Here is a 22,922-nt window from a genome sequence, read left to right on the forward strand (position 1 = left end):
AATATCACAGCATTTTAGCTGTATTAGCCTGTTTTTTTATCCTCGCTAGTTTCAAAAGAAACCCTAGGGTATACTTTCGCCTTAATTTTAGCGCCTATGGTAACTGAACTGTCTAATGGCATGTGGTTATCCAAAAAATCAGAGATAAAGAATATGGAAACGTCAATCATCGATTTTGTAACCAACAACATGATTTTAGCCGTTGTTTGGGTTGGTATTATTGTTGCGTTAATTCAAAACGTAGTAAAACAAAAAACGTCTGGCTACCAAGAAGTTGATTCAGCGCAAGCTACGATGCTGATGAACCGTGAAGACGCAATTGTTGTAGATGTTCGCTCTAAAGATGAATATAAATCAGGTCATATTACGGATGCTCGTCACATTTTACCAAGTGATATAAAAGCAGGTAACTTATCTGGTCTTGAAAACTCAAAAACTACCCCAATTATTGTTGTATGTAAAACAGGTCAAACAGCTCAAGCGGCAGCAAATGATTTACATAAAGCAGGCTTTGAGCAAGTTAAGCTTCTTAAAAACGGTTTGATCTCTTGGAATGAAGCTAACCTACCGTTAGTAAAAGCGAAATCGGCAAAGAACAAAAAGTAATTGCCGATTTCCTAAGCAATCGATTCATTTTGATGTGATATCTGGCTCATTTTTTAGATGTCACGAATGCAGAGTAATAAGACATCGTTATTCTGCATTCATACCTATTTAAATTTAAAGGACTTTTCCCATGGCTGAAGCAGCACAACAAGAACAACAGAACTTTGCAATTCAACGTATCTTCCTAAAAGACGTGTCTTTTGAAGCGCCTAACTCACCAACTATGTTCCAAAAAGAGTGGAATCCAGACGTTAAACTGGATCTTGATACTCAAAGCCGTGAACTAGGCGAAGGTGTTTATGAAGTGGTTCTACGTCTAACTGTAACGGTTAAGAACGAAGAAGAAACTGCATTCTTATGTGAAGTTCAACAAGGTGGTATCTTTACTGCTGGTCAAATGGAAGAAGCTCAACTAGCACATTGCCTAGGTGCATTCTGCCCGAACATTCTTTTCCCATACGCTCGTGAAACAATCTCTAGCTTAGTGGTTAAAGGTACGTTCCCACAACTTAACCTTGCGCCAGTTAACTTTGACGCATTGTTCATGAATTACCTACAAAACCAAGCTCAAGAAAACGCAGAAGCACCAGCTCAAGCGTAATTTTTTGAAGATGATGAATTGATGGCATTTGCTATTGATTAATTTGTAGAGAATAAATGCACTTTTTTATCTAATATGGTCCTATAGTTTTTATAGCTTCTATATTCTGATAACAAGTGCATTTTGTTTTTATTACTACTGTATCTTTCTGATACTGCTTTGGATGGTCACAATGACAACACAAACTGATTACTCTGATATTTCAATGACCGTACTTGGTGCTGGTTCATACGGAACTTCTCTTGCTATCTCTCTTGCTCGTAATGGCGCAAAAGTGATCTTATGGGGCCATGAAGAAGCGCATATGAATCGCCTTGAAGCCGATCGTGCTAATGAAGAGTTTTTACCTGGTGTTGCTTTTCCACCGTCATTGATTATGTCTACTGATCTTGAAAAATCAGTTCAGGCGAGCCGCGATTTACTTGTTGTGGTTCCAAGTCATGTATTTGGTCTAGTACTAGGCAATGTAAGCCCATTCTTACGTGACGATTCTCGTGTGTGTTGGGCAACAAAAGGATTAGAACCTGAAACAGGTCGTTTATTAAAAGAAGTGGCAGTAGAAGCTTTAGGTGAGTCGCATTCACTGGCTGTACTTTCTGGACCTACTTTTGCTAAAGAACTTGCTTTTGGTATGCCAACAGCGATTGCTGTTGCGTCACCTGATCAACAATTTGTAAAAGATCTTCAAGAGAAAATTCATTGTTCAAAAACGTTCAGAGTATATGCGAATAACGATTTCACTGGTATGCAACTTGGCGGTGCAGTGAAAAACGTGATTGCTATTGGCGCTGGTATGTCTGATGGTATTGGCTTTGGCGCTAATGCTCGTACGGCATTGATCACTCGCGGTTTAGCTGAGATGACTCGTCTAGGTGTAGCGTTAGGTGCAGAAGCGGAAACCTTTATGGGGATGGCTGGTTTAGGTGATTTAGTATTAACTTGTACCGATAATCAATCACGCAACCGTCGCTTTGGTCTTGCTTTAGGTCAAGGTGGTGATGTAGAAAGCGCTCAGGCTGAAATTGGTCAAGTGGTTGAAGGCTATAGAAATACCAAAGAAGTATTCTTACTTGCAGAGCGTATGGGTGTAGAAATGCCTATAGTTGAGCAAATTTATCAAGTATTGTATCAAGGAAAAGATGCAAGAGTTGCTGCGCAGGATTTATTGGCACGAGATAAGAAATCAGAATCATAATTCAAGGATGGTATGAAAATGAAAGAATGTAAAAAACATCAAGTGTGGGAATGTATTGTTCGAGAAGCGCGTGAGCAGTCAGAACAAGAACCCATGCTTGCAAGCTTTTATCATGCCACCATTATTAAACATGAAAACCTTGCTGCGGCATTAAGCTATATTCTTGCGAATAAATTAGCGACTGCGTCTATGCCAGCAATGGCAGTTCGTGAAGTGGTAGAGGAAGCATTTGCTTCAGACCCTTCTCTTACCGATGCTGCTGCTTGTGATATTTGCGCGACGGTAAATCGAGATCCTGCGGTTTCTATGTACTCAATGCCTCTATTATATTTAAAAGGCTATCACGCACTGCAGGGTTATCGCGTATCGAATTGGTTGTGGAAACAAGGCCGAGTAGCATTAGCAACTTATTTACAAAATGAAATCTCAGTAGCTTGTCAGGTGGATGTTCACCCTGCGGCAACGATTGGTAAAGGGATTATGTTTGATCACGCTACTGGCATCGTTATTGGTGAAACGGCAGTAGTTGAAAATGATGTATCTATTCTTCAAGATGTCACCTTAGGTGGTACAGGTAAAGAGTGTGGTGACCGCCATCCAAAGATCCGTCAAGGAGTCATGATTGGTGCTGGTGCGAAGATTTTAGGGAATATTGAGGTGGGAATAGGGGCTAAGATTGGGTCTTGTTCTGTCGTGCTTCAAGCTGTTCCAGCCCATACTACTGTTGCTGGTGTTCCAGCTAAAATTGTTGGCCGTCCGAGTTCTGAAATGCCGTCTCTTGATATGGACCAGCAGTTTAACGGTAAGTCACAGACTTTTATTTCTGGTGATGGAATTTAATAAACCCCATTATTCACATACAAAAATAGCCACTATTGAGTGGCTATTTTTGTATGTGAATAATGAGGGGGAAGTTTATAGCCCGCCTTCAAACCCCATTTGACGCCATGCTTCAAATACGATGATAGCAACAGAGTTTGATAGATTTAAACTGCGGCTGTCTGGCATCATTGGAATGCGAACACGTTGTTGCATTGGTAAAGCATCGATTAAATCCGCGGGTAGGCCACGTGTTTCTGGGCCAAACAATAATACGTCACCTTTCTGGTAACTTGGTGTTGTGTGGTGCCCGGTGGTTTTGGTGGTACAAGCAAAAATACGGTGTTTGCCTTCATTTTCTAAATACTTAAGAAAAGCAGCGTAATTTTTATGGCGTTTTACATGAGCTAAGTCATGATAATCTAGCCCTGCTCGGCGAAGCTTTTTCTCTTCTAAATCAAATCCTAATGGTTCAATTAAATGCAGGTTTGCACCGCAGTTAGCAGACAGTCGAATAATATTACCTGTATTTGGTGCGATTTCAGGTTCGTACAGCGCAATCTCAAACATAATGAACTCTTGAATAAACGGAAATTAAACGCAGTATATCTAATTGATTGGTATCGGGGTAGGGCGTACGAGTAACAACATGGCTTACTTTGAGATAAGTCATGTTGTTAGAGATAATTATTGTTCGATAGGTAAAGTGATTGTCATTCGTAATCCACCAAGAGGGCTTTTGCTCGCAATGATGGTTCCGCTATGTTGATGCATGGCACTCTCGGTAATGGCAAGACCTAAACCAGTACCGCCACTGCTTCTGTCTCGGGCGGTTGATACACGATAGAAAGGTTTAAAAATATCGTTTAGTTCATCTTCTGGAACACCTTCACCATTGTCATCTACGTGGATAACTAATGAATTTTCATGTACTGCGAGATGAACGGTAATGACATCATTACCGTACTTAATGGCGTTTCTTATTACATTTTCTATCGCACTCATTAGCAGGTTTGGATTACCAAAAATAGGGGTTTCTGTTAGCCCTACATATGAGAGTGTTTTGTTCATGTGCTCAGCTTCAAATTTGGCGTCTTCTAAGATATCAAACCAAAGTGTATAGGCATCTGTTTTCTCACGTTCTTGGTGGCTATTTACTTGGATACGAGATAGCTCCAGTAGTTCTGAAATCATCTGCTCGAGGCGCTCTGCTTCCATATCAATACGAGACAATTCAGCACTTTCTCCTTGCTTACGGGTAGCAAGAGCCGTAGCCATTCGTAACCGGGTTAATGGTGAACGTAGCTCATGTGAGATGTCAGAAAGTAACCGCTGTTGACCTGAGATCATCGTGTTTAATGATCCCACCATTTGGTTAAAGCTTTGTCCTGTTTTTCTGAATTCTTTTGGCCCTTTTTCTAAGGTTTCGTCTTTTTCGAATTGGCCTTTGGCAACCCGTTCAGCTGCTTTTTGTAGTCGCCTTGCTGGTTGGCTTAATGCCCAAGCTAACCATAATAAAAATGGGGTGCTAACGAGCATAGTTACTAATAAGAGCTGTATGGGTTTATCTAAAATACGAAGAATGAAAGGAGGAGGTTTTTTCCAATATCTCCCGACGTACATATAAACGGTTTCATGAGCGATTACGATATCGAATGGCCCTGCCATCATCGTCCTACCATAGAGCTTTTGTTGTGGTAGTTTTGGGTTATCAGATAGGGTCAAAAAATTAAGTAATGCCTTCTTTCTGCCTCGTAATTCTTTTGGTTTATCTAAAATTTCACCGGTTGGTGTGGTAAAAAATAGGTCTAGATTCTCGTCGTGCTTATGTGCCTTATGACTGATAACTCTTAACGTAGCTTTAAGATCACTTCGTTCGGAGTATTTTCCTGTAATGTAGGCTGCAATTTGTGTCATCTTAGTTAGATGTTCTGTTGCGATATTATGGCGAGCTCGTGGATCAAAATTAGGGCCGATAACTACCCCAATAAGAACAAGCAATAAAGTAAACCAAAAAATGGCAAAGATACGACCATATAAACTTGATATTAAAGGAAATTTAATTTTCTTAGCAAACAAGAGTTATTCCTCTACAAATAAATAGCCACGCCCACGTAATGTTTTAATGCGAGGCTTTCCTTCGGTTAGTGGTGGTAGTTTCTTGCGCAAATTAGATACGTGCATATCAATTGCACGATCAAAAGGCGCAAGGCGTTTTCCAAGCACTTCTAAACTAAGGTCTTCTTTTGAAATGATCTCTCCGGGCTTTTGAATAAACTGAGACAGTAATCCAAATTCAGTTCCCGTTAAATCTAATAAGTCACCATCATGGTAGGCTTCTTGTTTACCTATGAATATTTCTATATTTTGATATTTAATACTGCTGCTATTATGGCTTTCTTTAGTTTTGCTTTGTGTTCTACGTAAGATGGCACGAATGCGAGCAAGCAACTCTCTGTCGCTAAAAGGTTTTGGTAAATAGTCGTCAGCTCCAAGTTCTAAACCGATAACTCGGTCTATTTCTTCGCCTTTGGCTGTTAGCATTAATACTGGAGTTTCATTGGTTTCACGTAATTTACGTAGCATGTCCATGCCATTCATTTTTGGCATCATAATATCAAGTAAGATAAGATCAAGGTCATCACTAATTGCAGCTAACCCTTCTATACCATTGTTGGCTTCAACAACGTTATAGCCTTCCAAGCTTAAAATATCTTTAAGTAATGCGGTCAGTTCCACATCGTCATCAACTAATAAAATTTTTGCCATTATTATTCACCTGCGTAATACCTTATGGATATAGTATCGCCAAATACACTGATGAATACCAACCTTGAAAATGCTCTTTACGTTGATTTACGCTCAAAAGACACTCATTTACTTTGCTTGCGCTATTCTTAATCCATACCAAGCAGCACGAAAGTGAGCTGCGTTTAATAACACTGAATTTTCTGTCACGGAGATAACACAATGAACATGATGAAAAAAATGATTTTAGGTGCAGTAGTACTTCCTCTTTCTTTAGCTTCTGCTTCTGTATTAGCAGCGGGCGGGAGTCATCATGAAGGGGGAATGAAAGGCGGCATGAAAGGTGGTGAAGGTATGCACGGAAGCAAGTGCATGATGAAAGCCAATAAAAAAGCCTTTAAAGATTTAGAGCTTACTGATGCACAAGAAGACCAATTTGATGCAATGCGTGATGCTCGTAAAGCTGAACACAAGGCTAAAAAGGGTCACAAACGTCAACCGACGGCTGAGATGAAAGCGGATCACCAAGCAATGCAAGACTTAATGCTAGCGGATAGCTTTGATGAGCAAGCAGTACGTTCATTAGCTGAGAAAATGTCAGAGCGCCAAATTGATCGTCGTGTAGAAATGATGAAGAAGCGTCATGAGATGATGAATATTTTAACACCAGAGCAAAAAACAGAATTTAAAGCAAACCAAGATAAATACATCGCAGATTGTGCTAAATAATTAGATTTAAGCTGAAGATAGATAAAAGCGAGCCTTTATGAAAATAGAGGCTCGTTTTTTTATATTAGAATTTTGTTGAAAATATATTAACAATTGGAATAACGATTATTGAATTAAGGCTTTATACTAAGGGTTGATTTTTTAGGTAATGGAAAAAAGATGACTCAACGATACGCTTCTTTAGTCACAATGGCAGCATGGCTTGCAACCATTGTTGCGACGATCTTAATGTTATTCAAGTTAGGAACTTGGTGGGTAACCGGCTCGGTAAGTCTCTTGGCATCTTTGGTTGATTCTTTACTTGATATGGGCGCTTCCATTACCAATCTTTTAGTTGTGCGTTATGCATTGCAACCAGCAGATGAAGAGCACAGTTTTGGTCACGGAAAAGCTGAGTCTTTAGCCGCATTAGCTCAAGCGATGTTTATTTCTGGCTCTGCTTGTTTCTTATTACTGAATGGGGTTGAGCGTTTTTTCCGTCCTCAAGATGTGATTGCACCTGAACTCGGGGTTTATGTCAGTGGTTTTGCGATTATTTTAACCTTTGGTCTTGTGTTGGTTCAGCAATGGGTAGTTAAGCAAACGGGAAGCCAAGCGATTGCCGCAGATTCATTGCATTATAAAACCGATTTATTTATGAATGCCGCAATCATGCTAGCCTTGGCATTAAGCTGGTATGGCTGGCATCAAGCAGATGCTATTTTTGCTCTTATTATTGGTGTTTATATTTTAATTAGCGCCTTTAAAATGGCGTATGAAGCAATTCAGTTATTATTAGATAGGCAGCTGCCAAAAGAAGAATTAGAGCAGATTAGAGAAGCATGCTGTCGTGTTGATGGAGTAAAAGGAATTCATGATTTACGAACTCGTCTTGCTGGACCAACTCGATTTATTCAATTGCATTTAGAGCTTCCAGATCAAATGCCATTGGTTGAAGCGCATCGAATTGCTGATAAAGTGGAAGATGAACTTTTAACAGTATTCCCACATTCTGATATTATTATTCATCAAGACCCGCTTTCAGTTGTGCTAGACTCAGACAGAGAGCAAACTCAGTTCCAATAAGAATTAGTAGTATTATTAGCAATTATTGTTTTTTCGTAACAGAAAAATCAAATAGTCGTGATTGATTCTGATGTGAATCAACGAACTTTTTCAGTAAAATGGTAATACTCTTACATAAGAAAAAAAATTACAGATTATTAATGGTGAGCAGATTAGGGAGTGTGCTTGCTGTATTAGAAATTGAAATTGAAATTCCCAACCATATTAGAGGGTAACCATGGTCAAGAAGATTGGTGTTTTAACAAGTGGTGGCGATGCGCCAGGTATGAATGCGGCAGTTCGTGGTGTTGTTCGTACAGCATTAACGCAAGGCTTAGAAGTATTTGGGATTCATGATGGCTACTTAGGTCTTGTTGAAGATCGTATCGAGAAATTAGAGCGCCATAGCGTATCTGATATGATCAACCGCGGCGGTACATTTCTAGGTTCAGCTCGTTTTCCTGAATTTAAAGAAGTTGCTGTTCGTGAAAAAGCGATTGCAAACCTTAAGAAACACGACATTGATGCGCTAATTGTTATCGGTGGTGACGGTTCTTACATGGGTGCTAAGAAGCTAACTGAAATGGGTTACCCATGTATCGGTCTTCCAGGTACTATCGATAATGATATCGCAGGTACGGATTACACTATCGGTTACTTAACGGCATTAAATACAGTTATTGATGCAATTGACCGCTTACGTGATACATCGTCTTCTCACCAACGTATTTCTATTGTAGAAGTTATGGGCCGTCACTGTGGTGACCTAACATTAATGGCTGCAATTGCGGGCGGTTGTGAGTATGTAATTACTCCAGAGACTGGCTTAAATAAAGAAGCGTTAATTCAAAACATTCAAGACGGTATTGCGAAAGGTAAGAAACACGCAATTATCGCTATCACTGAATTAATGACTGATGTTAATGGTTTAGCAAAAGAGATAGAAGCTGAAACTGGTCGTGAAACACGTGCAACGGTTCTTGGTCACATTCAACGTGGTGGTCAACCTGGTGCGTTTGACCGTATTTTAGCATCTCGTATGGGTAACTATGGTGTTAAGCTACTGATTGACGGACATGGCGGTCGTTGTGTTGGTATTCAGAATGAGCAGCTTGTTCACCACGATATCATTGATGCGATTGAAAACATGCGTCGCCCAGAAAAGCTTGAGCTATACAAAGTAGCTGAAGAGTTATTCTAATTTAGAATAGACCGATGATATAAAATAAAAACCGAAGTTTAGGCTTCGGTTTTTTTATATCTGCAAAATAGCTTTTTAATTAATTGCTTTACTCTAAATATAAATCGAGGGGAGTTTTGCTTTTTCTTCCTCCGACCTCTCGCGCTAAAGTAGGCACTAGATAGCCTGAAACGTTTTCAATTAACTCTCCCATTAATCGTTTTGCTTCCTTATCGGAAACCAAAAAATGAGCCGCGCCTTGAACCTTATCTAATACATGAAGGTAGTAAGGTAAAATACTGGCATCAAATAGAGCTTCACTTAAGTCGGTTAATGCTTCTGTTGTATCATTTACATTTTTAAGTAATACACTTTGATTTAATAGTGTGACGTTTGATTGCTTTAATTGAGTCATTTTATTTACTAACTCAGCGTTAATCTCGTTAGCATGGTTAATATGAGTCACTAGAATGATTTGTAAGCGTGTTTGTTTAAATAGCTGACACAACGTATCAGTAATACGGTTCGGTATTACAACAGGCAAACGACTATGGATACGCAGACGTTTAATATGAGGAATACTTTCTAATTGCTGGATTAACCATTTTAACTCATGGTCTTTTGCCATTAATGGGTCACCGCCAGAAAGAATTACTTCATTTAATTCTGAGTGCTCTGCAATATAATCAATCGATTTTTGCCATACTGATTTACTGCCTTTGTTGTCTTGATAAGGGAAATGACGGCGGAAGCAATAACGACAATTGACTGCGCAACCTCCTTTTAATATTAATAAAACACGATTTTTGTATTTATGCAGTAAACCCGGTTGTTCATTGCTTTGTTCGTCAAGAGGATCGGTTGAATATCCGTCATGTACTTCGAATTCTTGATCTAAAGGCAATACTTGGCGTAATAAAGGATCAAAAGGGTTGCCAAATTCCATTCTATCGACAAAACTTGTCGGCACACGTAACGCAAATAACCTTTTTGCTTCTAATCCTTTCTCCCAAGGAGAGCTATCAATCCCTAGAGTTGAAAGCAGTTGATGGGGATCTGAGATCGCATTTGAGATTTCTTTGAGCCAGTTTTGCTCAACAGGAGCGTCATTTCGGGTTATTATGTGTGACATTATTTATAACTCAACGATGTTAAGAGGAAATCATGGCGTCAGTAAGTACCAATGAATTCAAAGGCGGTTTGAAATTTATGTTAGATAATGAGCCATGCTCAATTATCGATAACGAATATGTGAAACCTGGTAAAGGCCAAGCATTCAACCGTGTAAAACTTCGTAAACTGCTTTCTGGTAAGACACTAGAAAAAACATTTAAATCAGGTGAAAGCTTTGAGCTTGCTGATGTAGTCGATGTAGATCTTGACTATTTATACAGCGATGGTGAATTCTACCACTTCATGAACAGCGTAAGCTTTGAGCAAATCGCCGCTGATGTTAAATCAGTGGGTGATGCTGCTAAATGGTTAGTAGAAAACGACACTTGTACACTGACTCTTTGGAATGATAATCCAATTACAGTGACACCGCCAAATTTTGTTGAGATCGAAGTAACTGAGACAGACCCAGGTCTGAAAGGTGATACTCAAGGTACTGGTGGTAAACCAGCAACGCTTTCTACTGGTGCAGTAGTTCGTGTTCCACTATTCATCGCTATCGGCGAAGTAGTTAAAGTTGATACACGTACTGGCGAATATGTTGGTCGTGTGAAGTAATTTCGATTTATATCGAGAATAGCTTTATATAAAAGGTCACTTCGGTGGCCTTTTTTATTATCTATACTATTAGATAATTAATGGGAATGGGGTTATGGGTATCGTAGATACAAAAAAGGTTGGCATAAAGCCAACCTTTTTTTTGTACCTAAATGATGATTAGATCATAAAGATAAACACAACAGAAAGAACTGTCGCTAGTGCAGCAATTGCGTAACATGCAATTTTACCAGCCGTTCCTGTGTGGAATTTTAGGTCGTGCATACCATGATGTAAACGGTGCATCGCATGCCACATAGGCATAGAGATAGAACCGATAACAAATAGTGCACCAATGATGCTAGTAACAAAACCAGCAACACGTAGGTAGTTCATTGATTCAGGACCAATCACACCGAGTGGAACTAAAATACCAAGAACTAAGATAGTTACTGGTGTTAGCATTGCAAACCAAGTACCACCGGCACCGAATAAGCCCCACCATACTGGTTCGTCAGAACGCTTTGGATTAAGATTTACCACAATAATTCTCCTTAAACGATAACCAATACAAGTAGTGTGATTGCAGCAACTGCTGCCCATTGTGCAAGAACAACCACTTTCTTATCCAGTGTTTTACCACCAAGACGAATAGGCATTACTTGCGGCATCATGCTAAAGAATGTTTGAGCATGGAATAAGCTACCCGCTAAAGCAACAATGTTCAGAGCAACCACAATAGGGTTTGCCATGAAATCTAACCAAGAAGCCCAAGCAAGTGGACCTTTCACTAAACTACCTAAGCCAACAAGCAGACAGATAGTAAAGAAAATTAGCGGTAAAATTGTTGCTTCACGAACCATGTAGAAGCGGTAGAAAGGGTGATCTTTCCACCAAGTACGTGTCATTTCGCGAACGTAAGGTTTACGGTTGCTCATCCTTATGCCTCCTGTGGTTTAAGCATTGCGATAACAAAGTCTTGAGACGATGCGATCTTACCTTGGTTAACTGCTGCTGCAGGGTCAACGTGTTTTGGACATACTTCAGAACAGTAACCTACAAACGTACAGCCCCATGCGCCGTTGTCGCCATTGATTAGCTTCATACGCTCAGCAGAACCGTTATCACGGCTATCAAGATTGTAACGGTGTGCCAGTGTTAGTGCTGCAGGACCGATGAATTCAGGGTTTAGACCGAATTGAGGACACGCTGCATAACATAGACCACAGTTGATACAACCAGCGAACTGCTTGTATTTTGCCATTTGCTCAGGAGTCTGAGTGTTAGGACCTTGATCTGGAGTACGGTCGTTACCAAGAATATAAGGCTTGATTGCTTCTAGACGTTCGATGAACGGCGTCATATCAACAATTAAGTCTTTCTCGATAGGGAAGTTTGCTAATGGTTCTAGTGTTAAACCATTTGGGTAATCACGTAAGAACGCTTTACAAGCAAGCTTAGGTACGTTGTTTACCATCATGCCACAAGAGCCACAGATCGCCATACGACAAGACCAACGGTAAGATAGGTTTTTGTCTAGGTTATCTTTGATGTAACCAATTGCATCAAGAACAGAAGTTGTGTCATCACAAGGTACGTCGAACGCTTGTAGATAAGGTTTCTCATCTACCATAGGGTCGTAACGCATAATGCTTACTTTTTGAACTCTCTTACCAGCTGTCATTATGCTTGCTCCTCTGCGATCTTAGCTGCTTCAGCTTCTGCCGCTGCTGCTTTTTCTGCTGCTTCACCGTATAGGCGAGCTTTTGGTTGAGATTTGGTGATAGTTACATCGCTGTATTTAATTGTCGGCGCTGCATCTTTGTTGTAATACGCTAATGAGTGTTTTAGGAAGTTCACATCATCACGTTCTGTACAACCTTCATCTAGACGTTGGTGTGCACCACGAGACTCTTTACGTAGAATCGCAGAGTGAGCCATTGTTTCAGCAACTTCAAGGCCGTAACCTACTTCAATAGCGTATAATAGGTCAGTGTTGAACACTTTGCCTTTATCTTTGATGCTGATGTTTTTATAACGTTTTTTCAGTTCAGCCAGTTTCTCAATCGTATCTTGCATCTCGTGCTCTTTACGATAGATACCACAACCCGCTTCCATTGAATGGCCCATTTCCGTACGGATATCAGACCAGTTTTCATCGCCTTCTTGAGCTAGTAATGCATCAATACGGCCTTGTACTTCTTCAATTTGTGCTTTGATAGCATCGTCATTCCAAGTTGTGAATTCAGCAGCACGCTCAGCGGCTTTTTCACCTGCAAGGCGACCAAATACAACTAACTCAGCAAGTGAGTTTGAACCCAGACGGTTTGCACCGTGAAGACCAACAGAAGAACATTCACCAACAGCAAATAGACCTTTGATGTTTGTTTCGTTGTTCTTATCCGTTTCAATACCACCCATGGTGTAGTGAACAGTAGGACGAATTGGAATTGGCTCTTTTGCTGGATCAACGTTAACGTAGGCTTTTGAAAGCTCACAGATAAACGGTAGACGTTCATTTAGGTACTCTTCACCTAGGTGACGAAGATCCAAATGCACTACATCACCAAGAGGGTGTTTGATAGTGTTGCCTTTTTGTTGTTCGTGCCAGAACGCTTGAGAAACTTTGTCACGAGGACCCAGTTCCATGTACTTGTTCTTAGGCTCACCAACAGGAGTCTCAGGCCCCATGCCGTAATCTTGTAGGTAACGGTAACCATTTTTGTTTACGATGATACCGCCTTCACCACGACAACCTTCAGTCATCAGGATGCCTGTGCCAGGTAGGCCTGTTGGGTGGTATTGAACAAATTCCATATCACGCAGTGGAACACCGTGACGGAATGCCATAGCCATACCATCACCAGTAACGATACCGCCATTGGTATTACAGTGGTAAACACGACCTGCGCCACCCGTTGCAAGAACAACAGATTTTGCTTTAATACAAATAAGTTCGCCTTCAGCCATATGAATAGCAATCAGACCTTGAACTTGACCATCTTCAACTAAAATATCAACAACAAAGTACTCATCAAAACGGTTGATTTGAGGGTATTTCATTGAAGTTTGGAATAGGGTGTGAAGCATATGGAAGCCAGTCTTATCGGCAGCAAACCATGTACGTTCAACTTTCATACCACCAAAACGACGAACGTTTACTTCGCCATTTTCTTTACGGCTCCAAGGACAACCCCATTGTTCTAATTGAGTCATCTCGCGGTATGCATTTTTTACAAAGTATTCAACAACATCCTGTTCACACAGCCAATCACCACCGCCAACAGTATCGTTGAAGTGATTGTCTAGTGTATCTTCTTCCTTGGTCACGGCTGCTGACCCACCTTCCGCGGCAACAGTGTGCGAACGCATTGGGTAAACTTTTGAGATTAGAGCAATTTCTAGCTCTGGGTTCGCTTCTGCTGCTGCAATGGCAGTACGTAGACCTGCACCGCCCGCGCCGATCACTGCAATATCTGTGGTTATCGTTTTCACAGTTATTCTCCGGGATAAAAGATAAAAAATTAAATTAACCACCTAAATGTGATTAATTATGAGAATCTAGCCTGCTCGTGTGACAAATAAAGAGCAAATAAAACTTAAAAATTCTGATGCCTATTCTATGTGAGCTTTTGTAATAAAAATTGATATGGATAAAGTTTTGTCGTGCAAGTACCACTAATGGGGTGGTTTGTTGTAAATAATGTGATCTCCGTCAACTAGTTAAAGCTGTTAATATTCGCTACTATTTGTAGTTAAGTTGTTGCTTTATAAGTGATAATGATTCTTATCGGTCTCGTATCCCCTTGATGGGTAAGGGTATTTATAAAGTTAAAAAATAGGTAACCTTAAAGTGGGTTATCAGGTATCATTTTGGATAAGTTTTTCTAATGTATAAGATTATGACTAGTCAAAATTGGATGCCAAGTGCATCAATTGAGCAATTACAGCAACGTGCTGAGATTATGGCTTCTATTCGTTTGTTCTTTTCTGAGCGAAAAGTGATGGAAGTAGATACCCCTGCAATGAGTCATGCCACTGTTACAGATGTGCACCTTCATACCTTTCAAACTGATTTTGTTGGGCCGGGCTATGCCGATGGCGCGCATTTGTATTTTATGACTAGCCCTGAATTTCATATGAAGCGACTATTAGCGGCTGGCAGTGGTGCGATTTACCAAATTAATAAAGCATTTCGTAATGAAGAAGCCGGGCGTTTCCATAACCCTGAATTTACGATGTTGGAATGGTATCGCCCAAGCTTTGATCATCATCAGCTAATGGATGAAATGAATGAGCTGATGATGTTGGTGTTAAAGTGTCATGATTCAGAGCGTATGACATATCAGGAAGCCTTTATTAAAGTGCTTGGTATTTGCCCTTTAGAATCATCTATGGATGAATTAAGAGCGGTTGCCGCTCCTCTAGGCTTATCAGATATTGCGGATATTGAAGAAGATAGAGATACATTACTGCAGCTGCTATTTAGCATGGGGGTTGAAGAGAAAATAGGCTTAGAGGTTCCTGCTTTTGTTTATGACTTCCCAGCCTCTCAAGCTGCACTTGCTAAGATTAATCCGACGGATCAGAGAGTGGCTGAGCGTTTTGAGGTGTACTTTAAAGGCATTGAACTAGCGAATGGTTTCCATGAATTGGATAATGCAAAAGAACAACTTGCTCGTTTTGAAGAAGACAATGCGAAACGTAAATCGATGGGATTAATTGAACAACCCATTGACTATCATTTGATTGCGGCACTAGAAGCAGGCCTTCCTGATTGTGCTGGTGTTGCTCTAGGTATCGATCGTCTTATTATGTTGGCTATGGGAGAAAAGCACATCGATCAAGTGATGGCTTTTCCTTTTGATAGAGCCTAGTTATTTTTACGTTCAATTAGCTAACGATTAATCCAGTACCAATGACCGCTAAAAAAGCACCTAACCAAGCAAAACGGTTTGGTGCTTTTTTTGTGTATAGCCACAATAAAGGTAAGATCATGATTGGTGTGGTTGAAGAAAGCAGGGCTACCATACCTACATTGCCTTTTTGTAGAGCATATAAAATTAACGTCATACCGACAGTCATAGCAAGAAATCCATTCAATGCGACAATACCTAAAATACGTGCATTAATTGGCGTAATTGGTCGTGCCAGAGGGAAATTAGTCATTCTTAGTAAACTATGAGCACCAAATGCTGACGCCATTCGAATCGCTGATGCAGCAATCGGATCAGCACTGGTTAACATCACCGGTTTTGCTATTACCCCTCCAAGCGCTTGGCAAAAAGCAGCAAGTAACCCTAGAAATATGGCTATCCAAATATTGCCTTTGACTTCATCCCATGTCCCTTGATTGTCTGTTTTTTTACCAAAGAAAATCGCAATTGAGACGCCAGAGAAAACTGAAATAGCACCAACTAGCTCCCAACCTTGTAAGGTTTCATTAAATAGCCAGTAACCAAGGATAGCTGAAAATAGAGCATGGCATGAGAAGAGTAACCCAGCTTGTCTAGGTCCCATGCGATTAAAGCAGGCAAATAAGGCCGTATCTCCAATGAAAATGCCTATCAAACCAGAAAGCATCATTGGATAAAGGTGAGAAGAATCAATAGAGAGCCAGCCGCCTGTAAACCAAGCGAGCGTGGAGAGCATTATTGTTACGCAGCCCATGCGCCAGCGACTATAAGCGAATGCACCAAGGTGGCGAGCAGGAGCGACAGATATCATACTTGATAGTGCCCATAAACAAGCTGCACCAAGCGCTAACCATTCATATCCCATTGTCATTCCATTCATTATTACTAGTCATGAGTTTTAGATTATCTGAACTTAAAAAAATAGCGAACACAAGGTTCGCTATTTTTGCTTTATTTTAAGTAAATTACTTATTTTGCAATATGTGCAAATGGAGTACCCATACGAGTTGGAACGCCATTTTCCATTGATGCATCAAACTTAATTGAGTTAGGTGCAAATAAGTTAATAACTGTTGAACCTAATTTAAAGCGACCCATCTCTTCACCTTTCTTAAAGCAAATCATATCGTCGCCAGAAAGTGGGTAATGCCATGTTTTAACTGCAGGACCTGTCGGTGGTGTTACCGTCTCTGCCCATGTTGTTTCAATGCTACCAACGATGGTTGCACCAACAAGAACTTGAGCCATAGGGCCAAACTCAGTATCAAAAATACAGACAACACGTTCGTTACGAGCGAATAGGTTTGGTACGTTTTCTGCGGTTAATGGGTTTACAGAGAAAAGATCACCAGGAACGTAAATCATTTTACGTAGTGTTGCATCACAAGGCATATGAACACGGTGGTAGTCACTTGGTGATAAATACAGAGTTGCAAATTCGCCACCCATAAATTCTTCAGCAAGATCAGCGTCGCCACCTAATAGCTCTTGAGCTGAATATACATGACCTTTAGCTTGAACTAATTGACCATCTGTAATTGGGCCAAATTGACTTACACACGCGTCCGCTGGATGAGAAATAACGCTTGCGTCTTCATCAATTGGGCGAGCGCCATCTTCTAATTCACGAACAAAGAAGTTATTGAACGTAGAGTACGCTTTAGGATCTGGGTTTTTAGCTTCGTTCATGTCAACTTTGTATTGTTTAATGAACCACTTAATTACCGCTGTTGTTAACCAACCCATTTTTGCTGATGCTAATTTGCCAGCCAAACGAGTAAGTGCATGTTTTGGGGTTAAATACTGTAACCCAATTTTTAAATTATCTGACACGTTATTTGCCTACTAGTTATCAATTAAGACGGATATTACCACATCTTTACTTGGTTTATTAATCGGCTTTTTTGCCGCGTGAGAATTGGCGATTAGCTTTATTCTCTGACATGCTTTCAATAATTCGGTGATAGCTATCAAAACGTAACTTAGCAATTTTGCCATCTTTCACTGCTTCTTGAAGAATACAGCCCGGATCATCTTTATGTTTACAGTCTCTAAACTTACAGCCACCAATAAAATCTTTGAATTCAATAAAAGATTCGGTAACTTCATCTTTTTCTAAGTGCCACAGACCAAATTCACGAACTCCTGGGGAGTCGATAAGATCGCCACCATGAGGGAAATGATATAGACGAGCTGCAGTTGTTGTATGTTGACCAAGACCTGAGTTCTCAGATACGGCACCTTCCATAATTTCAAGCTCTGGCATTAATGCGTTTACTAAACTTGATTTACCAACGCCAGACTGCCCTACGAAAATATTAATATGATCTTTTAGTTCAGCTTCTAATTCTTCAATGCCGTAACCTGACTCTTTACTGACAAATTTCACTTTATAGCCAATATCTTCATATAAACTTAAAATCTGTTTTACATCTATAAATTCTTTATCGGACAATAAATCGACTTTATTTAGTACGATTAATGGCTTTATGTGCAATGTTTCCGAGGCGATAAGGTAGCGGTCAATAATATTCAGTGACAGCTCAGGAAGGATAGAGGAAACAATAACCATTTGATCGACGTTAGCTGCAACTGGTTTTATACCGTCGTAATAATCAGGACGAGTTAGCATTGAAGTTCGTGGCTTAACCGCTTCAACAACACCTGAAATACCTGCAAGTACTTCTGTACCAGGACGCCAAATAACGCGATCGCCAGACACCAAGCTTTCGATACCTCGACGTAAGTTACAACGATGTATCTCTTTGGTATCTGGATCTTCAATATCTGCATGTTGACCAAAGCGAGTGATCACTAGGCCTTCTTTAGCTGCTTCTAATGAAGATTCATCCCACTCAACAGTGGTTTTAATTTTTTCTATACGCTTACTTTGGTTAGAGCGTACTCGGCGTACTTGGCCTTTGGTTAGCTTTTTCTTCTTTGCCACGAAATGATTTCACTTGTAGGGTTGGCTTTCAGTTTTATGTTGAAAGATAAATCGGCCCGAGTATCATACCCTTTTTAGTTACAAAATAGGCAACTCTCTATGGCAATTAATGATCAAAACCTGATTTGGGTTGATTTGGAGATGACAGGTTTAGATCCTGAAACTCATAAAATCATCGAAATCGCATCCATTGTAACTGATGCTCAGCTAAATATTTTAGCAGAAGGGCCTGTTATTGCTATTCATCAATCAGAAGATGAGTTGGCTAAAATGGATGGTTGGTGTACTAATACTCATACTAATAGTGGTTTAGTTACTCGTGTAAAAGCGAGTGAATACAACGAAGCTGCAGCGATTGAAGAAACAATAGCGTTTCTTGAGCAATGGGTACCAAAAGGCGTATCCCCAATTTGTGGTAACAGTATTGGCCAAGACCGTCGTTTTCTTTATAAACACATGCCAAAGTTAGAAGAATATTTCCATTATCGTTATGTTGATGTTAGTACAATTAAAGAACTTACTCGTCGTTGGAAACCAGAAGTACTTGATGGCTTTGAAAAAACAGGTACGCATTTAGCACTAGATGATATTCGTGAATCAATTGCTGAATTGAAGTATTACCGTCAACATATTTTCACTATTTGATCTTTTGATGGTTTGTTGAGCGAAACAGGCGGGTTTTAAAGATTTTTTAGTTTTTTTTCAAAATCCGCTTGCATCATCACGTTTTACTCGTATAATTCGCAGCCTCTGAACGAGGAGCAACTCCTTATCAGATTATCAGTATGCGACACTAGCTCAGCTGGTAGAGCGCAACCTTGCCAAGGTTGAGGTCACGAGTTCGAGCCTCGTGTGTCGCTCCAATTTCTCTTTAGTATTTAGGTACTTCTCGAAAATTGAAATTGGTGTAAGTCTCATTGTCTTAAACAATGCATCCGGACGCGGGATGGAGCAGCTTGGTAGCTCGTCGGGCTCATAACCCGAAGGTCGTAGGTTCAAATCCTGCTCCCGCAACCATATTTAGATTGAATGCTTTATAAGCGTTGATCATGCGACACTAGCTCAGCTGGTAGAGCGCAACCTTGCCAAGGTTGAGGTCACGAGTTCGAGCCTCGTGTGTCGCTCCATTTTCTCTCTTGAAGAGTAAGATGGTTTATAGTTTCATTGTCTTAAACAATGCATCCGGACGCGGGATGGAGCAGCTTGGTAGCTCGTCGGGCTCATAACCCGAAGGTCGTAGGTTCAAATCCTGCTCCCGCAACCACATTTAGATTGAATGCTTTATAAGCGTTGATCATGCGACACTAGCTCAGCTGGTAGAGCGCAACCTTGCCAAGGTTGAGGTCACGAGTTCGAGCCTCGTGTGTCGCTCCAAATTGAAAGTGAAACATAAGGGTACTCTGGCAGAGTGCAATCCTTGCCAAGGTTGAGGTCACGCCTAAGCCTTGAAGATCGGGAGCCTCGTGTGTCGCTCCAATTTCTCTTTAAGAGCCTAATGGTTCTTCTCGAAAATTGAAATTGGTGTAAGTCTCATTGTCTTAAACAATGCATCCGGACGCGGGATGGAGCAGCTTGGTAGCTCGTCGGGCTCATAACCCGAAGGTCGTAGGTTCAAATCCTGCTCCCGCAACCACATTTAGATTGAATGCTTTATAGCGTTGATCATGCGACACTAGCTCAGCTGGTAGAGCGCAACCTTGCCAAGGTTGAGGTCACGAGTTCGAGCCTCGTGTGTCGCTCCAATTTCTCTTTAAGAGCCTGATGGTTCTTCTCGAAAAGAGTTTTTGGGTAAAGTTCCTATTGTACTTTGAACAATGGCATCCGGACGCGGGATGGAGCAGCTTGGTAGCTCGTCGGGCTCATAACCCGAAGGTCGTAGGTTCAAATCCTGCTCCCGCAACCACATTTAGATTGAATGCTTTATAAGCGTTGATCATGCGACACTAGCTCAGCTGGTAGAGCGCAACCTTGCCAAGGTTGAGGTCACGAGTTCGAGCCTCGTGTGTCGCTCCAATTTCTCTTTAAGAGCCTGATGGTTCTTCTCGAAAAGAGTTTTTGGGTAAAAGTTCCCATTGTACTTTGAACAATGGCATCCGGACGCGGGATGGAGCAGCTTGGTAGCTCGTCGGGCTCATAACCCGAAGGTCGTAGGTTCAAATCCTGCTCCCGCAACCACATTTAGATTGAATGCTTTATAGCGTTGATCATGCGACACTAGCTCAGCTGGTAGAGCGCAACCTTGCCAAGGTTGAGGTCACGAGTTCGAGCCTCGTGTGTCGCTCCAATTTCTCTTTAAGAGCCTGATAGTTCTTTTCGAAAAGAGTTTTTGGGTAAAAGTTCCCATTGTACTTTGAACAATGGCATCCGGACGCGGGATGGAGCAGCTTGGTAGCTCGTCGGGCTCATAACCCGAAGGTCGTAGGTTCAAATCCTGCTCCCGCAACCACATTTAGATTGAATGCTTTATGCGTTGATCATGCGACACTAGCTCAGCTGGTAGAGCGCAACCTTGCCAAGGTTGAGGTCACGAGTTCGAGCCTCGTGTGTCGCTCCAAACAAAATAAAAGCGCTGAATTATATTCAGCGCTTTTATTTTCTTTAAAATTAATGCTGTGAAGCATTAACCCCACGAAAAATTCTGCTCTTTTAGAACATTCTGATTCAAATACTGAACAAGAATCAAACCGTCTATTGAACTATCTGTATTTACTGTATCTCTCAATGAGTTATAGCTACAGAGGGATAGTTATATACGTTAATTCCCATATAACTAACAGAGTTATCCACATATTCATTTTTGTGGATAACTCTGTTAGTTGTTTGGGAATTGCCCTAAAAAAAAGAGAGAAAATAAAGATCTTATTTTTATTTAATGATCGAGGGCTTTTTAGGGTTTTCTTATCTATATGATTTTTAAAGGTTTAATGTTTTATATGCATTATTCTTTCAATTTTTAAAGATCTTTTTGCTTGACTTCTTTGATCCTAATCATATTCCTGTCTTGTGTTTAACTTTTCTATCTTTTGAATTGTTTACCTCATCTAGTAATGTTTTCCACATTTATTACGATCCACCTCAAACTTTGTGAACCGTAATCTCGTACTATATAAAATGATTACTTATTTAAGCATCTCTTGGTAAACCCTTTTCAATGATACGGATAAGGCGTTGTTCTTTTCTATTTTGGTTTATTTGTCCAGATTTTTGCTGCTCTATCGCCCAATTTAAATGAATATCTAAATTAGTATCTAAACCAAGTTTATCGTTTAATGCTGAAATAATGATCTCAGAATGTGGTGCATTTCCCATCGCAATAGAAATATTGCGCAGCCACTGCAAGTGACCAATACGACGAATTGCGGAACCTTCCATATTTTTTAAGAATGTTGATTCATCCCAAGCAAACAGAGAAAGCAAATCTGCATTATTTAGTGAATCTCTGCGGTGAAAGTCGCTCTGTTGTGTGATGTCTGCTTCTCGGTTCCAAGGGCAAACAAGTTGGCAATCATCGCAGCCATAAATGCGATTCCCCATTAAAGATCGAAATTCTTCTGGAATGACATCGCTATTTTCAATCGTGAGATAAGAGATACAACGTCGAGCATCAACAACTCCGTTATCTAATATCGCATTCGTTGGGCATGAAGTAACACAAGCGGTGCATTTTCCACATTGATTTTCAAGAGGAGTATCAACGGGGAGTGGAATATCAACTAACAGCTCACCTAAAAAGAACCATGACCCTGCATCTTTATCTAATAACAGCGAGTGTTTACCTGTCCAACCAAGCCCCGCTTTTTCTGCTAGTGGTCTTTCTAAAATAGGGGCAGAATCCACAAAAGGTCGATAACCGAGCTCTTCAACTTCAGCTTCAATTTTTTGACCTAGCTTTTTTAATTGGCTGCGAATAAGTTTATGGTAGTCACGACCAAGAGCGTAGCGGCTGATATAAGCTTGGGTTGAATCACTTAAATTGCTAGCAAATCCAGCTTCCGGAGGAAGATAATCCATACGAGCACTAATGACTCGGATAGTTCCAGGGTGAAGTTCATCTGGTCTTGCTCTCATTACGCCATGGCGAGCCATCCAATCCATAGAGCCATGATAGCCAGCATCAAGCCATTGCTCTAAAGCAGCTTCGTGTTGAGATAAATCGATGTCACAGATCCCGACCTTTTGAAAGCCGAGTTCTTGCGCCCAAAGTTTGATGTTATTCGCGAGTTCTTGATAGTCAATTTTCACAAGGAGATTACATTTTTTTATTACAGTATAATGAGTAAAAGTTTATCATATAGCCAAGATAACTCGTAATTTGATACTGCTAGTAAAAGCACTATTGAGTGATAGATATAAATATAGAAGATAGCTTGTGTATAAACATTCGCCATATTAAATTGTGAATCTGATACCAAGTCTATTAATTTAGA

Annotated in this window: 22 protein-coding genes and 13 tRNA genes; 23 read left to right on the top strand and 12 right to left on the bottom strand. The window is 40.5% G+C overall.

Translation table 11 applies throughout. From position 1 onward, the window contains the following. Window positions 1-153: 153 nt before the first annotated feature. The 4 genes from AC2IP4_RS01040 (at window position 154) to cysE (ending at window position 3,242) form a co-directional block, all read left to right on the top strand. Window positions 154-606 (top strand): rhodanese-like domain-containing protein, encoded by a 453-nt coding sequence (locus AC2IP4_RS01040; protein WP_375321325.1) that lies wholly within the window; start codon window positions 154-156, stop codon window positions 604-606. 130 nt (window positions 607-736) lie between these two features. Then, window positions 737-1,207 (top strand): protein-export chaperone SecB, encoded by a 471-nt coding sequence (gene secB / locus AC2IP4_RS01045; RefSeq protein WP_375321324.1) that lies wholly within the window; start codon window positions 737-739, stop codon window positions 1,205-1,207. Between the two features lie 163 nt (window positions 1,208-1,370). Then, window positions 1,371-2,402 carry an NAD(P)H-dependent glycerol-3-phosphate dehydrogenase gene (gpsA, locus tag AC2IP4_RS01050; RefSeq protein WP_486310478.1) on the top strand — a complete coding sequence of 344 codons (1,032 nt, stop codon included), beginning with the start codon at window positions 1,371-1,373 and terminating at the stop codon, window positions 2,400-2,402. 18 nt (window positions 2,403-2,420) lie between these two features. After that, entirely contained in the window at window positions 2,421-3,242 is an 822-nt protein-coding gene (gene cysE / locus AC2IP4_RS01055) for a serine O-acetyltransferase (protein ID WP_375322827.1), read from the top strand. Between the two features lie 75 nt (window positions 3,243-3,317). Here cysE and trmL read toward each other — a convergent pair whose 3' ends face one another. The 3 genes from trmL to AC2IP4_RS01070 form a co-directional block, all read right to left on the bottom strand. Next, window positions 3,318-3,791, bottom strand: a complete 474-nt coding sequence (gene trmL, locus AC2IP4_RS01060) for a tRNA (uridine(34)/cytosine(34)/5-carboxymethylaminomethyluridine(34)-2'-O)-methyltransferase TrmL (RefSeq protein ID WP_375321322.1) — start codon at window positions 3,789-3,791, stop codon at window positions 3,318-3,320. 117 nt (window positions 3,792-3,908) lie between these two features. Next, on the bottom strand, window positions 3,909-5,300 hold the full coding sequence (gene cpxA, locus AC2IP4_RS01065) for an envelope stress sensor histidine kinase CpxA (protein WP_375321321.1): 1,392 nt from the start codon (window positions 5,298-5,300) through the stop codon (window positions 3,909-3,911). A 3-nt stretch (window positions 5,301-5,303) separates the two neighbouring features. Beyond that, window positions 5,304-5,990 carry a response regulator gene (locus AC2IP4_RS01070; RefSeq protein ID WP_375321320.1) on the bottom strand — a complete coding sequence of 229 codons (687 nt, stop codon included), beginning with the start codon at window positions 5,988-5,990 and terminating at the stop codon, window positions 5,304-5,306. A gap of 201 nt (window positions 5,991-6,191) precedes the next feature. Here AC2IP4_RS01070 and AC2IP4_RS01075 point away from each other — a divergent pair, with 201 nt between their 5' ends. The 3 genes from AC2IP4_RS01075 to pfkA all read left to right on the top strand — a co-directional run bounded on the left by AC2IP4_RS01075 (window position 6,192) and on the right by pfkA (window position 8,943). Further along, window positions 6,192-6,698 carry a CpxP family protein gene (locus AC2IP4_RS01075; protein WP_486310479.1) on the top strand — a complete coding sequence of 169 codons (507 nt, stop codon included), beginning with the start codon at window positions 6,192-6,194 and terminating at the stop codon, window positions 6,696-6,698. 159 nt (window positions 6,699-6,857) lie between these two features. Further along, window positions 6,858-7,763, top strand: a complete 906-nt coding sequence (fieF, locus tag AC2IP4_RS01080; RefSeq protein WP_375321318.1) for a CDF family cation-efflux transporter FieF — start codon at window positions 6,858-6,860, stop codon at window positions 7,761-7,763. A gap of 217 nt (window positions 7,764-7,980) precedes the next feature. Beyond that, window positions 7,981-8,943: a 6-phosphofructokinase gene (pfkA, locus tag AC2IP4_RS01085; RefSeq protein WP_375321317.1), complete on the top strand. Its 963-nt coding sequence runs from the start codon at window positions 7,981-7,983 to the stop codon at window positions 8,941-8,943. Window positions 8,944-9,031: 88 nt separating this feature from the next. Here the strand turns inward: pfkA and epmB are convergent, their stop codons facing one another. After that, window positions 9,032-10,054, bottom strand: a complete 1,023-nt coding sequence (gene epmB / locus AC2IP4_RS01090; protein WP_486306786.1) for an EF-P beta-lysylation protein EpmB — start codon at window positions 10,052-10,054, stop codon at window positions 9,032-9,034. Window positions 10,055-10,086: 32 nt separating this feature from the next. Here epmB and efp point away from each other — a divergent pair, with 32 nt between their 5' ends. Then, a complete protein-coding gene (efp, locus tag AC2IP4_RS01095; protein ID WP_375321315.1) occupies window positions 10,087-10,653 on the top strand; it encodes an elongation factor P in 567 nt (188 codons plus the stop codon). A gap of 159 nt (window positions 10,654-10,812) precedes the next feature. Here efp and frdD read toward each other — a convergent pair whose 3' ends face one another. The 4 genes from frdD to frdA are packed head-to-tail and all read right to left on the bottom strand — an operon-like array spanning window position 10,813 to window position 14,127. Next, window positions 10,813-11,175, bottom strand: coding sequence for a fumarate reductase subunit FrdD (gene frdD, locus AC2IP4_RS01100; protein ID WP_375321314.1), 363 nt, complete (start codon window positions 11,173-11,175; stop codon window positions 10,813-10,815). Between the two features lie 11 nt (window positions 11,176-11,186). Further along, on the bottom strand, window positions 11,187-11,570 hold the full coding sequence (gene frdC, locus AC2IP4_RS01105) for a fumarate reductase subunit FrdC (RefSeq protein ID WP_012551226.1): 384 nt from the start codon (window positions 11,568-11,570) through the stop codon (window positions 11,187-11,189). Window positions 11,571-11,572: 2 nt separating this feature from the next. Then, the gene (locus AC2IP4_RS01110; protein WP_130043849.1) at window positions 11,573-12,316 is read right to left on the bottom strand and encodes a succinate dehydrogenase/fumarate reductase iron-sulfur subunit; all 744 of its coding nucleotides are present in this window, start codon (window positions 12,314-12,316) and stop codon (window positions 11,573-11,575) included. Further along, window positions 12,316-14,127, bottom strand: a complete 1,812-nt coding sequence (gene frdA, locus AC2IP4_RS01115) for a fumarate reductase (quinol) flavoprotein subunit (RefSeq protein WP_130043850.1) — start codon at window positions 14,125-14,127, stop codon at window positions 12,316-12,318. The genes AC2IP4_RS01110 and frdA overlap by 1 nt, the downstream gene beginning before the upstream one ends. A 407-nt stretch (window positions 14,128-14,534) precedes the next feature. Here frdA and epmA point away from each other — a divergent pair, with 407 nt between their 5' ends. After that, complete coding sequence (gene epmA / locus AC2IP4_RS01120; protein WP_375321312.1) at window positions 14,535-15,509, top strand: elongation factor P--(R)-beta-lysine ligase; 975 nt, start codon at window positions 14,535-14,537, stop codon at window positions 15,507-15,509. A gap of 16 nt (window positions 15,510-15,525) precedes the next feature. On the opposite strand, the gene AC2IP4_RS01125 is transcribed toward epmA, so the two are convergent. The 3 genes from AC2IP4_RS01125 to rsgA form a co-directional block, all read right to left on the bottom strand. Next, window positions 15,526-16,413 carry a DMT family transporter gene (locus AC2IP4_RS01125; RefSeq protein ID WP_130048554.1) on the bottom strand — a complete coding sequence of 296 codons (888 nt, stop codon included), beginning with the start codon at window positions 16,411-16,413 and terminating at the stop codon, window positions 15,526-15,528. Between the two features lie 104 nt (window positions 16,414-16,517). After that, window positions 16,518-17,381, bottom strand: coding sequence for an archaetidylserine decarboxylase (asd, locus tag AC2IP4_RS01130; protein ID WP_130048555.1), 864 nt, complete (start codon window positions 17,379-17,381; stop codon window positions 16,518-16,520). A gap of 58 nt (window positions 17,382-17,439) precedes the next feature. Further along, entirely contained in the window at window positions 17,440-18,495 is a 1,056-nt protein-coding gene (gene rsgA, locus AC2IP4_RS01135) for a small ribosomal subunit biogenesis GTPase RsgA (RefSeq protein ID WP_375321311.1), read from the bottom strand. A gap of 99 nt (window positions 18,496-18,594) precedes the next feature. Here rsgA and orn point away from each other — a divergent pair, with 99 nt between their 5' ends. From orn to AC2IP4_RS01205, 14 genes are all read left to right on the top strand, one after another. Further along, entirely contained in the window at window positions 18,595-19,140 is a 546-nt protein-coding gene (orn, locus tag AC2IP4_RS01140) for an oligoribonuclease (RefSeq protein WP_375321310.1), read from the top strand. Window positions 19,141-19,282: 142 nt separating this feature from the next. Further along, window positions 19,283-19,358: transfer RNA gene (locus tag AC2IP4_RS01145), tRNA-Gly, on the top strand. Between the two features lie 77 nt (window positions 19,359-19,435). Then, window positions 19,436-19,512, top strand: a tRNA-Met gene (locus AC2IP4_RS01150). 34 nt (window positions 19,513-19,546) lie between these two features. Then, window positions 19,547-19,622: transfer RNA gene (locus AC2IP4_RS01155), tRNA-Gly, on the top strand. A gap of 60 nt (window positions 19,623-19,682) precedes the next feature. Continuing rightward, a tRNA-Met gene (locus tag AC2IP4_RS01160) sits at window positions 19,683-19,759 on the top strand. A 34-nt stretch (window positions 19,760-19,793) separates the two neighbouring features. After that, window positions 19,794-19,869 (top strand) — tRNA-Gly (locus AC2IP4_RS01165). A gap of 182 nt (window positions 19,870-20,051) precedes the next feature. After that, a tRNA-Met gene (locus tag AC2IP4_RS01170) sits at window positions 20,052-20,128 on the top strand. Window positions 20,129-20,161: 33 nt separating this feature from the next. After that, window positions 20,162-20,237: transfer RNA gene (locus AC2IP4_RS01175), tRNA-Gly, on the top strand. Between the two features lie 84 nt (window positions 20,238-20,321). Next, window positions 20,322-20,398 (top strand) — tRNA-Met (locus AC2IP4_RS01180). A gap of 34 nt (window positions 20,399-20,432) precedes the next feature. Beyond that, window positions 20,433-20,508 (top strand) — tRNA-Gly (locus tag AC2IP4_RS01185). Window positions 20,509-20,593: 85 nt separating this feature from the next. After that, window positions 20,594-20,670 (top strand) — tRNA-Met (locus AC2IP4_RS01190). Window positions 20,671-20,703: 33 nt separating this feature from the next. Next, window positions 20,704-20,779, top strand: a tRNA-Gly gene (locus AC2IP4_RS01195). 85 nt (window positions 20,780-20,864) lie between these two features. Beyond that, a tRNA-Met gene (locus tag AC2IP4_RS01200) sits at window positions 20,865-20,941 on the top strand. Between the two features lie 32 nt (window positions 20,942-20,973). Beyond that, window positions 20,974-21,049: transfer RNA gene (locus AC2IP4_RS01205), tRNA-Gly, on the top strand. A 569-nt stretch (window positions 21,050-21,618) separates the two neighbouring features. On the opposite strand, the gene queG is transcribed toward AC2IP4_RS01205, so the two are convergent. Then, window positions 21,619-22,731 carry a tRNA epoxyqueuosine(34) reductase QueG gene (queG, locus tag AC2IP4_RS01210; protein ID WP_375322826.1) on the bottom strand — a complete coding sequence of 371 codons (1,113 nt, stop codon included), beginning with the start codon at window positions 22,729-22,731 and terminating at the stop codon, window positions 21,619-21,621. Window positions 22,732-22,922 lie beyond the last annotated feature (191 nt).

The organism is Aliivibrio thorii (assembly GCF_057368585.1).